Source organism: Shinella yambaruensis (assembly GCF_050859155.1).
GTDB classification, from domain to species: Bacteria; Pseudomonadota; Alphaproteobacteria; order Rhizobiales; family Rhizobiaceae; genus Shinella; species Shinella yambaruensis.
Map to the genome: position 1 here is coordinate 4,452,174 of NZ_CP150638.1, position 12,452 is coordinate 4,464,625.

General features: G+C 64.2%; 12 protein-coding genes, 1 tRNA gene and 1 pseudogene. 3 read left to right on the top strand and 11 right to left on the bottom strand.

The features are described from left to right. Positions 1 to 94: 94 nt before the first annotated feature. The 8 genes and pseudogenes from cas7c to WMC41_RS21665 all read right to left on the bottom strand — a co-directional run bounded on the left by cas7c (position 95) and on the right by WMC41_RS21665 (position 8,424). Positions 95 to 1,045: a type I-C CRISPR-associated protein Cas7/Csd2 gene (gene cas7c / locus WMC41_RS21630; RefSeq protein ID WP_432346318.1), complete on the bottom strand. Its 951-nt coding sequence runs from the start codon at positions 1,043 to 1,045 to the stop codon at positions 95 to 97. Next, positions 1,042 to 2,805 (bottom strand): type I-C CRISPR-associated protein Cas8c/Csd1, encoded by a 1,764-nt coding sequence (gene cas8c, locus WMC41_RS21635; RefSeq protein WP_432346320.1) that lies wholly within the window; start codon positions 2,803 to 2,805, stop codon positions 1,042 to 1,044. Before cas8c ends, cas7c begins: the two co-directional genes overlap by 4 nt. Beyond that, positions 2,802 to 3,470, bottom strand: coding sequence for a type I-C CRISPR-associated protein Cas5c (gene cas5c / locus WMC41_RS21640; protein ID WP_432346322.1), 669 nt, complete (start codon positions 3,468 to 3,470; stop codon positions 2,802 to 2,804). Before cas5c ends, cas8c begins: the two co-directional genes overlap by 4 nt. A gap of 59 nt (positions 3,471 to 3,529) precedes the next feature. Beyond that, positions 3,530 to 5,770: a CRISPR-associated helicase Cas3' gene (gene cas3 / locus WMC41_RS21645; protein ID WP_432346324.1), complete on the bottom strand. Its 2,241-nt coding sequence runs from the start codon at positions 5,768 to 5,770 to the stop codon at positions 3,530 to 3,532. A 36-nt stretch (positions 5,771 to 5,806) separates the two neighbouring features. Further along, a complete protein-coding gene (locus WMC41_RS21650; protein ID WP_432348419.1) occupies positions 5,807 to 5,944 on the bottom strand; it encodes a hypothetical protein in 138 nt (45 codons plus the stop codon). 123 nt (positions 5,945 to 6,067) lie between these two features. Beyond that, positions 6,068 to 6,654 (bottom strand): annotated as a pseudogene (locus tag WMC41_RS21655) (Arm DNA-binding domain-containing protein); the annotation flags it as partial. 118 nt (positions 6,655 to 6,772) lie between these two features. Further along, positions 6,773 to 6,857 (bottom strand) — tRNA-Leu (locus tag WMC41_RS21660). 136 nt (positions 6,858 to 6,993) lie between these two features. Further along, positions 6,994 to 8,424 carry a phosphomannomutase gene (locus tag WMC41_RS21665; RefSeq protein WP_432346326.1) on the bottom strand — a complete coding sequence of 477 codons (1,431 nt, stop codon included), beginning with the start codon at positions 8,422 to 8,424 and terminating at the stop codon, positions 6,994 to 6,996. A 126-nt stretch (positions 8,425 to 8,550) separates the two neighbouring features. Between WMC41_RS21665 and WMC41_RS21670 the strand changes: the two genes are divergently transcribed. Further along, complete coding sequence (locus tag WMC41_RS21670; protein ID WP_244770329.1) at positions 8,551 to 8,928, top strand: BA14K family protein; 378 nt, start codon at positions 8,551 to 8,553, stop codon at positions 8,926 to 8,928. A 40-nt stretch (positions 8,929 to 8,968) separates the two neighbouring features. On the opposite strand, the gene WMC41_RS21675 is transcribed toward WMC41_RS21670, so the two are convergent. Beyond that, positions 8,969 to 9,271, bottom strand: a complete 303-nt coding sequence (locus WMC41_RS21675; RefSeq protein WP_244770328.1) for a SelT/SelW/SelH family protein — start codon at positions 9,269 to 9,271, stop codon at positions 8,969 to 8,971. Between the two features lie 178 nt (positions 9,272 to 9,449). On the opposite strand from WMC41_RS21675, the gene WMC41_RS21680 reads away from it, so the two are divergent. Continuing rightward, positions 9,450 to 9,899 (top strand): DoxX family protein, encoded by a 450-nt coding sequence (locus WMC41_RS21680; protein WP_272807290.1) that lies wholly within the window; start codon positions 9,450 to 9,452, stop codon positions 9,897 to 9,899. On the opposite strand, the gene WMC41_RS21685 is transcribed toward WMC41_RS21680, so the two are convergent. After that, positions 9,890 to 10,288, bottom strand: a complete 399-nt coding sequence (locus WMC41_RS21685; protein ID WP_432346329.1) for a hypothetical protein — start codon at positions 10,286 to 10,288, stop codon at positions 9,890 to 9,892. The genes WMC41_RS21680 and WMC41_RS21685 overlap by 10 nt on opposite strands. A 188-nt stretch (positions 10,289 to 10,476) precedes the next feature. Here WMC41_RS21685 and WMC41_RS21690 point away from each other — a divergent pair, with 188 nt between their 5' ends. Continuing rightward, positions 10,477 to 11,238: a Crp/Fnr family transcriptional regulator gene (locus WMC41_RS21690; RefSeq protein ID WP_244770325.1), complete on the top strand. Its 762-nt coding sequence runs from the start codon at positions 10,477 to 10,479 to the stop codon at positions 11,236 to 11,238. A gap of 58 nt (positions 11,239 to 11,296) precedes the next feature. Here the strand turns inward: WMC41_RS21690 and pyrC are convergent, their stop codons facing one another. Then, entirely contained in the window at positions 11,297 to 12,337 is a 1,041-nt protein-coding gene (pyrC, locus tag WMC41_RS21695) for a dihydroorotase (RefSeq protein WP_432346331.1), read from the bottom strand. Positions 12,338 to 12,452: the final 115 nt, after the last annotated feature.

A 12,452-nucleotide genomic window follows, 5' to 3' on the forward strand; every position in this document is an offset into this window, starting at 1 on the left:
CCTGGCGCAGACAACAGACGGCATGTTGAAGGGCAGAGAGCGGAATGGGCTCTCCTGCATCCTGCCCCTCGTCACCGTCATCGATGGCCATGGTTCAAAGCAATTCCAGAACCTCGACACCTTCGGGCAGGCCGTCACGATCGATCGTCACGATATAATCCGAAAAGGCTCTCGCCGGCGGCAGATTGTCCAGCCGCTGGTCGATGACACGAAATTCGCCCTCCACATTGCGGCCGATACGGATGCGCTCGAACAGGGCATGCGCCGGCGCATTGCCGAGCGCGTTGTCATGCTTGAACGCCACCAGCCTGCGCGTCGCCATTTCGCCACGCGCGGCGGAACGGTCGTGCTCGAACATGGCCGCGAGCGCCTCGAACAGCAGGGAAAGGTCGCTTTCCGAAAAGCCCGTGCGCTCCGCGAACTTGGCGGAAATGAAGCCGTGCGCGATATAAAGACCGTAGGGGACGATATGCTTGCGTCCCATGGTGCGATTGTCGGTGCGCTCGCTGGAATCGTCGCCCTCGGCCTTCTGCTTCTTTTCAGCCTCGTTGGTGGCTGCCATGCGGGTGATCGAGATTTCGAGCGGCAGGATCGGCTCGACGGAGCGCGCAAAGGTCATCTGCACCGGCCCCTTCACCTGGCCGGCATTGACGCCGGTGGACATGACGGCGCCGAAGGTGCGCACATCGAAGAAGTTGCGGCACATGAAGGCGGTAATGGCCTTCGCCTCCGCATCGTCCCTCGGATTCAGCTTGGCGTCCTTCTCGACCTTCGGGTCATCCTCGCGGATTGCCCGATAGGCCTGCCGGTGCTTGTGGTTGAGGATTGCGCCTTCCTCGACATAGATGTGGAAACCGTCCTCACCGTGGCGGGCGAGATCGACGTAGTTGCGGATCTTGCGCTTGAGGCTGACATCCGTCACCAGCCCCCTGTTCGTCTCCGGATCGAGCCGCGGCAGGTTGCCGGCATCCGGATCGCCGTTGGGATTGCCGTTGACGACCTCGAAGATCAGCGCGAAATCATAGCGGTTGGCAATCGCGGTCATGCGTCAGTCTCTCTCGAAACAGCGGCTTCAGCCGGCTTTTTGAAAAACTCGTTGCGTTGATGATAGTAGCCGAGGCCGAAAAGCGCCTGGTCCTCGGCAGAAAGCGAAGCCGGGAAAGGGTCCGCGCCGGGACTCATCAGTTCCATGATGGCGCTGACCTGCTTTTCCAGAACGACCTTGTAGCCGGGCTTCTGCTTGCCGACCTTGGACAGATGATTGGCCGAGCCGCTTTCGAGCAGGTGAAACACCTTGCGCGGCTGCGCGGACGCCGAACCATAGAACTTGTCCTTGATCGTGGCGTTGACCTTCGGACCGAGCGCCGCAGCCTGGATGTGCTCATAAACGGCAAACAGCCGCCCCAGCAGATAGCCCTTGTTCGTGTTTGTCGGATCGAGCACCACGGATGCCTCCTTGCTTTTGAAATTACGGATGAGCAAAGCCTTGAGAATGCCGGCGCGCAGGGCATTGATCTCGCCATCGGCGCGGATGCGGGTCAGGACCGACGACAGGAGCGTCTGCGGATAATGCGTGCCGGAGAGAATCGAACGCATCCACTCCCCGGCCAGATTTGGCGTGACATTCTCACTCTTGCCGAGGACGGCGGTTTCGCGAAGATAGCGCCAGAGCGGCGGGAAAGGCTCGCGCGGCGGTGGCTCGATCCGCATGTCGGAGACGAACTGCTGGTAATGCCGGGTCAGCTCGCCGAAATTGCCGGAATGGAAGAAACGGATGGAGAGCCGGGCGGCATTGGGCGCAAGTCCGAGCACGTAGAACTGCACCTTGCCGAGGTTCGGCTCCACTTCCTCCAGCGGCACCCCCTTGCGGATCTGCTCCAGCCGCTCGCGGATACGTTTCGCCCCGATCTTCTCTTCTGCTTCCTGCTCTTGATCGACGGTATCGAAGAAGACGGGAAACAGCATCTCCGCCTCCTCCGCCGCACCCGCCTCGGACGCATCCGCCCAGAATACCGTGGAGGCATCACCGATCTGGATGCGGTGTCCGCTGTCCCTTTCCAGAAACCGGTTAAGCGCCGTCGTATAGGCGAAGGCCGCTGCCTCGGAGACGGGAGCATTGTCACCTTGTTCGTGGCCGTAGGAGGTGAAGGCGTCGAGATTGAAGGAGACAAGCGCCGCGCCGGAAGATTGCGCGCCCCAGACGCCCTTGATCGATGGATGAAGGCGCGCGACCGCTCCGGGCTCCCCGCGAACGAGGCAGATTTGCTCCCTGCCGCTTCCCCGGCTCGGCAGGCGCTCCCATAGGGTCCTGGCCGCGGGACGATCATGCAGGAAGATGTTCGCGCGCCGGTCGCTTTCCAGCGCAAAAACCACGTTCTGGTCCTTTATGTCGTCCTGCCAGGGCGAAGCCGTGAACTGTTCCGGCGACCACGCCGTCAAGAACGACAGGAAAGCGCGCAGACCGGGATCGTCACTTTCCCCCAAGTCCCCCAGATGTCGTTCCACGAAAGCCCGGTGCTCGTCTGCGGTGCGTCGCCCCTCGCCAGCAGTCACCCCCAGGACATAAGAGGTCTTGTCCCAGAGAAAGTTCGGCGCGATGCCTGCCGTGCGCTTCACGGGCTGTGGCACCAGCATCGGCCGAGGCCGCGCCTTCCTGCCCTCGCCCTCGCGCCAGTCGGTGACGCTGGCGACCGACCCGTCATCGTTCAAGCCGACGACGACGCCGATCTTTTCCGAAGAATACCCGAACGGCGGCGCATTCGGCAGGCGATCATAGGCCCGTGCAAGCGAGGAAAGGATCGTCATCGCCGAACCTCCGGGGACCTCGGCGACGGAACTCTCACCACGCCATTCTCCAGCGCGGCGCGAAAGAACAGCGACGGCCGCCCGTCCGTCGCGTGATCGATGTCGAACAGCATGAAGCCGAGATCGCGGCTCTCGCCGATGGCCTGCGGCAGCGGCGCATCGGGCGGGAGCAACTCGAAATGCGCCGCGAATTCCCGCGTGCCGAGGCAAGGCTGATGGAAACACTGACCCCGCGCCGCACGACGGTTGAAAATATCGAGATGCTTGCCCTCGTTGTCATCGGGACCGGCCTTCTTCGTCAGCTCGAAATGCGCCTCGATCACATAGGCCGGCTTCACCAGCACGGTGGCGGCACGCTGCTGGCGATCCTCGTCCACCAGCAGGTTCAACCCCTCCAGATCGCCGCGTTTCATCGCCGACCTGATCTTGCCCGCCGGCGCCTTGTGGCCGACCTCGTTGCGCCGGATCGATTGGAAGCGGATGGGCTCCAGCACATGGATTGCGTCGATCACCCAGCGGATCGCCGGCTTCCAATGGATCGCCTCCAGCAGGCCGCGCGCCGCGGAAGGCGTCATGACATCGTAGGAGACACGCTCGACCTTCATCTCCGGGCGTGTGAAACACGCGTAATCACCCCAGACTTTCAGGCGAATTCCGTAGGTCATTGGCGCCCTCCCAAAAACATTCGAAAACGCGTGAGAACACCGCTGCAGAGCGGATTCAGCTAGAAAATCATGTCTTCCACGCCGAGATAGCCCGCATCCTCCCAAAGCAGACCTACCTCCTGAACGTACAGGCTGGCTGTCTGCAGAACAGCAAACTGGTCTCCCCTCCATTGCGGCGCAGCGAACGCGACATGGCCGTTCCTGATCAGCAGGTCCCTCGCTTTCGGAGGCATCGACACTGCCGAGGATTGCAGTTTCCGCGCCAACGATCCAGACGGAATCGCCTCCACCTCCAGTTGATCAACGGCTTCTTTTGCCCCCTCGTCCAGTGCCACGATCACCGGCGCCAGACCGCTTTCAATCATGCGGAAATCCCGGCCGACCGTGCGATAATCGAAATGGCAGCCCGTACGGCCGCTCAGCGCAAATCGGTCGAGGATATTCTTGCCGTCCATGCCCTCGCCCATGCGCCAGTAGACCTCGCCGAAATAATCCTCCACGGCGGCGAGCGAGGTGAGATCGGCGTGCTTGTCGATGATCCGCTTCATATCGCCGATCAGGCCGCGGATTTCGACAGGAGGCCGGTGGGCGGGTGGATTGAAGACCGTAACGATGCTGCTTTCACGGTCGCGCCTGCCTTCCCGATTGACCCTGCCGGCAGCCTGTATGATCTGGTCCAGGCCTGCCTCGGCCCGCCAGGCAACGGGAAAATCGACATCGACTCCGGCCTCGATCAGGCTGGTGGCGATCAGGCGACAAGATCGACCGTCTTTCAGGCGGTCCTGCACATCCGCCAGAATCCGACGGCGATGCGCCGCATATTGCCGTGTCGTCAGGTGGACGATTCCCTCCAGCCCGGCCTCGGACGCCTTCCGGTAGAGTTCCAGCGCATGGCGCCGGCTGTTGACGATGACCAGCGCCTGTTCATGACCGGCAAGGGCATCCAGCAGTGCGCCATCGTCCATATCACCGGCATGGACGATACGCGTGCGTGCAAGTCTCGTTGCCAGACCCGGCGGGTCCGGCGCCAGTTCCCGGCCTTCCAACGGCAAGCCGCCGGGCAATTCCGGACGCTTGCCGAGCGCCGGCTGTGTCGCCGTGCACAGGACGATCGTGCAGCCGTAGTTGCGCGCCAGTTCCTCCAGCGCCCGCATGATCGGCATCAGCAAGGCCTTCGGCAGGGTCTGCGCCTCGTCCAGAACCAGGATGGAACCGGCGATATTGTGCAGCTTGCGCGCCCGTGACGGGCGGGCCGTGAACAGGCTTTCAAAAAGCTGCACGGTCGTCGTTACAATGACCGGAGCTGCCCAATCCTCCATCGCCAGCTTCAATTTATCCTTGCGCTCGCGCTGCTTCGCGTCGAACGATTCTTCCTCGATGGAGGAATGGTGTTCGAGGACATTGTCCTCTCCGAGCACGGAGCGAAAGATTGCCGCCGTCTGGTCGATGATGCTGGTGAAGGGAATGACATAGATGATCCGGCGGTGCCCGTACCGACGGGCATGATCCAGCGCGAAGCCGAGGGAGGACAGCGTCTTGCCCCCGCCGGTCGGCACCGTGAGAGTGAACAGGCCCGGCTCCCGTTCGGCCCCTCTACGCACATGGGCCAGCACCTCACGGCGCAAGGAATTCAACGCCCCCTCCCGTCCCGAGAGCGCGGTCGTGTACACATCGAAACGCGCGATGAAATCATCGATCAGCGCGGCCAGCGCCGGCCAGTCGCGGTCCGCCTCCTTCTCGCCGAGCGTCACATAGTAGCGCTCGGTGTCCGAAAAATCCGCATCCACCAGCGTCGAGAACAGCATCCGTCCCATGAAGGCCCAGGAGAAGGCATGGCCGGCCCGGTCGGTGGGAAAGCGTTGAATCATGTCGGGCACGAGGCCGGAAATCTCGACATGCAGCTCTTCCATCCAGACCGGATCGATTGCCTGCGGCTGCTTCATGCGATGATCGAAGGTGCCGGGTCCGTCCAGCCTGTCGGGCAGGCCTGCATGGTGCCCGAGGATGCCGTAGCCGACGACCTGCGCCATGGCGGCATCGCTCCCCCTGGCAAGATCGCGCAAAACCTGCGCGCCGGCCGTGGAATGATCGGCAGGCTCCGTCGCGCCATCCAGGCGCCGTTGAAAAGCCGGGTTGTATTTGCCGAGATCGTGAAAAAGCCCTGCGATAAACGCTGCTCGCTCAAGTCCGAACGGACGAGCCTTCTCTCCTGCCAGCCGTGCAACGGCAAACAAATGCTCCTTCAAGGTCTGCCAGTCGGATTTGCCCGGATCACGACCAGAATGTGCATAAAATTCCATGCATTCCCCCAGCGCTTGAAGAATGCATGACGCAGATCAGGCAGGCAATGCACTGAATGGTTGTGTCTTGGTGCGGCAATCGACTTCGCCAAAGCCGAAGGCGAGAAGCGCCATAAGCTTCAGCGCCGCGATGATGGTCGGTTGGCCGCTTTCCCACGAATAGACGGCGCGCATCAGCGTACCGAGCGGTTCTGGCTTCACGATTGCAGCACGATGCCGGACATTGGGGGCTGTCAGCGCGCCCCTGAGATCAGCCGTCGCATCCCGTTCCGCCCAGCCGTTGGCGACAGCGAACCGCAGGACGCGGCCAATCGTTGATCGCAAGCGCCGAGCCGTTTCGTGTTCCCCTTGGCTTCGACAGGGCGAAGTACGGCGAGAACGTCTTTCGGTGCGACCTCATGCACCGGCTTATCCGCCAAACCCTTTGTCAGGTCGATCAGCAGCCATCGAGCCTTGCTCATCGTGATGGCCGCTCGACCTTCTTTCTCTGCCTTGGTCAGATACTTTTCCGCGACTGCCGCAAATGTATTCTCCGCCGCCTCTTTGGCAGCCTTGACGGCCACCTTGCGCTCTTTCTTCTCTTCTCCCGGATCGATGCCGGCCTCAAGCAGCCCCTTTGCCTTCCGGCGTGCTTCCCGCGCGTCGGAAAGCGATGTTGCCGGATATGAGCCGAGAGCGAGCAGCTTTTGGCGACCACCGAAACGATAGGCTAGTCGCCACAAGCGACTGCCGTTCGGGGTTACGAGCAGAAACAAGCCGCCACCGTCCGACAGCTTGAATTGTTTGTCGCGCGGCTTGATGGATCGGAGCGCCGCATCACTGAGTCTATCCGTCGCCATGTGCTGGTGCGTCGTTGGTACCGTGATTCCGATACCAACAATCATACCAGCAAATTTTGTGGATGCCAACAGATGCCAGAAAACGTCCTTGGACGTATGCTGGTGAAATTCCTTGAGAATTTCGGATTTCTCAGACGTCCTTGGACGTTGAAAAACTAGGAAATGGTGCCCAGAAGAGGACTCGAACCTCCACGCCTCGCGGCACAGGTACCTGAAACCTGCGCGTCTACCAATTCCGCCATCTGGGCGACGGAGAGGCATGTAGAAGGAGCGCTCGCCGGTGTCAACAGGCTTTTTGAAGTTTTCGCAACAGCTTGGCAAAAAATGCCTTTTCCGCAAAAGCGCGCGGCGGTTTTGCGGGGAAACCGGGCCGCCGGAAAAGGCTCAGCGGCTCGTGGCCCAGGCGCGAACACGCTCCAGCCCGGCCGCAAGCAGGTCCGCGGCGGCGGTCTCGCTCTTCGCCTCGACATAGCAGCGCATTTCCGGCGCATTGCCGGAAGGGCGGAAATGGATGACGCTGCCGTCCTCCAGCGTGACGCGCAGGCCGTCCAGGTCGCTCACCTTGGCCGGCACGCCGATCGGCGCGAGGAAGGCGGCAAGGGGCCCCGCGCCCGAGCGCAGCTCCGCCATCAGGGCGGCGCTGGTCTCCACCGGCATGTTCTCCATGCGGTCGCTGGCCGCCGCAGGCAGGGCGAAGCCGGCGGCGATGGCGGAAAGCGGCCGGTCTTCTGCCGCCGCGAGCGCCAGGACGGCGAGCACCGGCATCAGGCTGTCGCGGGTGGGGAGCGCGGCGAGCGTGCGGCCGTTCACGGCAAAGGGCGTCGCCGTCAGCGTGCCGCCATTGGCCTCGAAGCCGGCGACGGCCGTCTCGCCGGCGGCGACCGCCTCGTTCATCGCGGCGATCACGAAGGGCGAGCCGACCCGGGTGCGCAGCACCGTGCCGGAAACGGCGGCCTCGATGCCGGAATTCGAGGTGACCGGCGTTGCGATCACGGTGGCGCCGAGGAAGCGGCTGGCGATGAGGCCGACGAGGTCGCCGCGCAGGGGCGTTCCGGTCTCGTCGGTGACGAGCGGCCGGTCGCCATCGCCGTCGGCGGAGACGATGGCGGCCAGCCCGTGCTGCACGGCCCAGCCCTCTAGAAGGGCGATCGTCTCGGCGGAGACGGCCTCCGTGTCGACGGGGATGAAGCGTTCCGAGCGGCCGAGCGCGACGACGTCCGCGCCGTAATGGGCGAGCACGGAAACGAGAAGGTCGCGCGCCACGGTCGAATGCTGGTAGACGCCGACGCGGAGGCCGGCCAGCGCCCGCTCGGGCAATAGCGTGTGGTTGCGGGCGGTGTAGAGCGCCATGGCGGCGTCATGGAGGTCGTCGGCGGCCTCCGGCGTGGCGGGAAGGTCCGCGCCTTCGTTGCGAAATGCCGCGGCGGCGGCGGTGATGGCGGCCTCGTCCGCCTTGTCGATCTCGCCGTCCGGCCGGTAGAACTTGATGCCGTTGCGGTCGGCGGGAATGTGCGAGCCCGTCACCATCAGGCAGGCGGCCTTGCGGGCAAGGCCGAGCAGCGCCAGCGCCGGTGTCGGCAGCGTGCCGCAATCGCGCGGGCAAAGGCCCGCCCTGCCAAGGGCCGCGATCGCGATGGCCGCGATGGCCGGGCTGGAGGCGCGGAAATCGCGGCCGATCAGAACCTCGTCGCCCGGCCGGGCGATGCCGGCGGTGAGGAGATGACGGGCAAAGGCGGTGGCATAGAGCGCGGTGGCCGGCCCTTCGAGATCCACCGAAAGGCCGCGCAGGCCGCTGGTTCCGAATTTCAGGCTCATGCAGCACCTCCTGTCGCTCGCGGTCCGGCCCGGTGAAGGGCGCGACATGAATAAAACAAAATGCGTGAACGTAATGCAAAGCAGGGACGTGACAGGGAAAAATCCCGCCAGAACAGTGAGGATCACATGTCGAAGATTCGAAATCTCGTTTTCGGTTGCGCGATGGGGATTGCCTCCGCGATCGCGCCCATGGGTGCGGCCCAGGCCGTTCCGCTCGCCGTGCCGGACATGAAGGTACAGACGAAAAGTGACGTCACCCAGGCGCAGGTGCAGTTCTGCTATGGTTACGGCTGCGACCGCCGTTACTATCGTCGCCACTATCGCCCGAACTACGGCTATGAGCGTCGCTACTATCGCCCGCGCTACGAACGGCCGCGCTATTACGGCGGACGCCGGGCGCATGTGAACTGGTGCGCCAACCGCTACCGCACCTACGACCCCTACACCAACCGCTACCATGCCGGCGGCGGGGTGTATCGCCTGTGCTATTCGCCCTATCGATAAGCACGGCGGGAACGGCGGGCTTCGGCCCGCCGTTTTGGTTTCAGCCCTGGCCGGCGTCGGTGACGCGGTCCGTGTGGCCGAGGTCCCGGCCCGGTTCGATGACGTCGCGCACACGCTGCTTCAGTTCCTTCGGTCCCGGAAAGCCGCCGTCGCGCTTGCGCTCCCAGACGAGCGCCTCGCCGACGCGGATCTCGAAACTGCCGCCGGTGCCGGGAATGAGCGCCACTTCGCCGAGCCCGTCGGAGAAGGTCGAGAGCAGCTCCTGCGCCATCCAGCCGGCGCGCAGCAGCCAGTTGCACTGGGTGCAGTAGAGAATGGAAACGCGCGGCTTTTCCCCGGACATGGTCACCTCCTGATCGATGCCGAAAGCATATAGCAGCGGGGGCGTCTTGGCACGCGCCGGCTCGCGCGCCTCTCACAGAATTGTCAACTCAATTCATCATGTTTTGTTGGCGGACATCTTGTCGCAGCTCGATTCCTGGAGGAGACGTGGTGCACTGCAACATCCCACAGGAGATCCCATGTCAGAGCTTGCCACCAATCGCCCGCGTCTCATCATCCCCTCGCTCGGCAGCATTTACGCGGCGCTCGGCGAGAGCGCGGAAACGATCCTGCGCGTTGCCGCCGGCCTCCTGCTCGTCACGCACGGCTATGGCAAGATCCTCAATCCCTTCGGCGCCAGCGGCATGGTCGAGAGCCTCGGCTTCTATCCGGGCGTCTTCTGGTCGCCGCTGCTCGCCGCGACGGAATTCTTCGGCGGCATCCTGATCGCCATCGGCCTCTTCACGCGCCCGGCCGCCTTCGCGGCGATGATCGTGCTCGCCGTCACCGTCTACTTCCACGGCATCGTGCAGGCCGAGGGCCTGATGGGCGCGGAAAAGTCGATCCTGTGGACGCTGATCATGTTCTATTTCGTGATCCGGGGCGCCAACAGCCATTCGGTCGACGCCAGGCTCGGCCGTCAGTTCTGATCGGCCTCTTCCGGCGGTGGCGGCCTCTGCCGCAGCCGCCGCTTGACCCCTGCGGCAAGCGTCTCGGCGTCATGGGGCTTCATGACGACGGGAATGGCCTCGAAGCCCTTGACGCCGTCGCGATGGATGTCGCCGACGGTCGTGAAGAGAAGCGGCACGCCTTCTGCCACCAGCCGTTCGATGCGCGCCGTGATCTGCGTGGCATCGAGCGGCACGTCGAGCAGGCAGAGGTCGACATCGGCCAGCGCGGCCGCGCCCCACTGGTCGAGCTGTTCGGGCCGCAGCAGGGTGGTGCGGCAATCCAGCGCCGCCTTGATCAGGTATTCCGCGTCGAGCGCGATCAGGAATTCGCGTTCGGCGATCAATATGTGCGGAAGTGAATGGTTCATGGCGCCGCACTCCTCGTCCATGTGCGACCGCCGGAGAAGCGGCGGTTCGGGAGGCGGACTTTGGGCTTGCCTGCCGGGGGTGTCATTTAAAAAAGACATAGTGCCCATGCGATGGAACAACCGCGCATGCTGCGCGTTTTCCGGGCCAGCTCATGGGGCTGGGCGGGATCGGAACAGGCGGGGGCGCAATGGCGGGCAGTACGGCGGTCAACCAGCAATCCAGATGGCGCACGCCCTGTCAGCAATGTCCCCTGCGCAACCTTTCGACCTTCCGGGATTTTTCGGCGAAGGAGCTCGACTTCGTCTCGCAGTTCAAGAGCGGCGAGCTTTCCAGCGAACGGGGCGCGACGATCCTCGTCGAGGGCATGCACAGCGCCCATCTCTTCACGGTGCTCTCCGGCTGGGCCTTCCGCTACAAGCTGCTGCCGGACGGGCGCCGGCAGATCATGAACTACGTGCTGCCCGGCGATCTCATCGGCCTGCAGGGCAGCCTGCTGGGTGAAATGGACCATTCCATCGAGGCGCTGACGCCCGTCACGCTCTGCGTCTTCGAGCGTTCGAAGCTGGAGCGGCTGTTCGAGCGCCATGCCTCGCTCGCCTACGACCTCACCTGGATCGCCGCGCACGAGGAGCGCATCCTCGATGAGCACCTGCTCAGCGTCGGCCGGCGCTCGGCGCTGGAGCGCACGGCCTACCTGCTCTCCTTCATCCACCAGCGCGCCCGTTCGGCGGGCGTCGATGGCGGGCGGCGGGTCATCCCGATCACCCAGCAGCATGTCGCCGATACGCTCGGCCTCTCGCTCGTGCACACGAACAAGACGCTGCGCAAGCTGGCCGACCGCAAGCTGATGCGCTGGCAGGACAAGGGGTGCGAGATCCTCGACGGCGACGGACTTCTGGCGCTGGCCGGCTGGGAGGGGCTGAAGAAGCAGCCCCGTCCCTTCATCTGACCCTCTCGCCAACGCAGTTCCCGGCACGCAAACCGGCGTGCGGTTTTGCTGGAATGGCTCAGGCGACGTCCCAGTGCAGCGGGAACATCGGGTCGAACACCGTCACCGGCCCCGCGCCCGTCTCGATCTTTGCCGGGAAGGCGACGGGTTGCGCGCGCCTGACGAGACGGATCGTCTCCGTGTTGGCCGGCAGGCCATACCAGGCGGGGCCGTTCAGCGAGGCGAAGGCCTCGAGCTTGTCCAGCGCGCGCTCCTCCTCGAAGACATGGGCAAGGCAGCTCATCGTGTTGATCGAGGTGTAGATGCCGGCGCAGCCGCAGGCGCATTCCTTCAGCGGATCGACATGCGGCGCCGAATCGGTGCCGAGGAAGAAGCGCCCGTCGCCCGAGGTTGCGGCGGCGCGCAGCGCCAGCCGGTGCTCCTCGCGCTTGGCGACGGGCAGACAATAGTAGTGCGGCTTGATGCCGCCGACCAGGATGGCGTTGCGGTTGATGATCAGGTGATGCGTGGTGATCGAGCCGGCAAGGTTCGCCTTGGCGGACTTGATGTAGTCGACGCCGTTCTTCGTCGTCACATGCTCCATGGTGACGCGCAGCTCCGGCAGGCGCGCGCGCAACGGATCGAGCACCGTCTCGATGAACACGGCCTCGCGGTCGAAGATATCGACGTCGGGCGTCGTCACCTCGCCATGCACGCAGAGCGTCAGGCCGATCTTCGCCATGCGCTCCAGCACGGGCATTGCCTTGTCCATGTCGCGCACGCCGCCGTGGGAGTTGGTCGTCGCGCCGGCCGGATAGAGCTTGACGGCGCGGATCAGGCCGCTTTCATAGCCGGCTTCGACGTCGTCGGGGTCGGTATGCTCGGTGAGGTAGAGCGTCATCAGCGGCTCGAACCGGTCGCCCTCCGGCAGGGCGGCGAGGATACGGTCGCGGTAGGCGGCGGCGTCCGCGGTGGTCACGACCGGCGGCACGAGGTTCGGCATGATGATCGCGCGGGCGAAATGCCGGCTGGTATCGCCGATCACGCCTTCGAGCATGGCGCCGTCGCGCAGGTGCAGGTGCCAGTCGTCCGGCCGGCGGATGGTGAGTTCTGTGGTCATCGGTGTCGCCCCCGCCCTTGGCTTTGCGTTTGCGGCAATCCCGCACGCAAGACGTTCAGGCATCCTTGCGAAAATTGCTCTGGCGGCTGCGATAGCATCCGCGGGGCGGAACGAC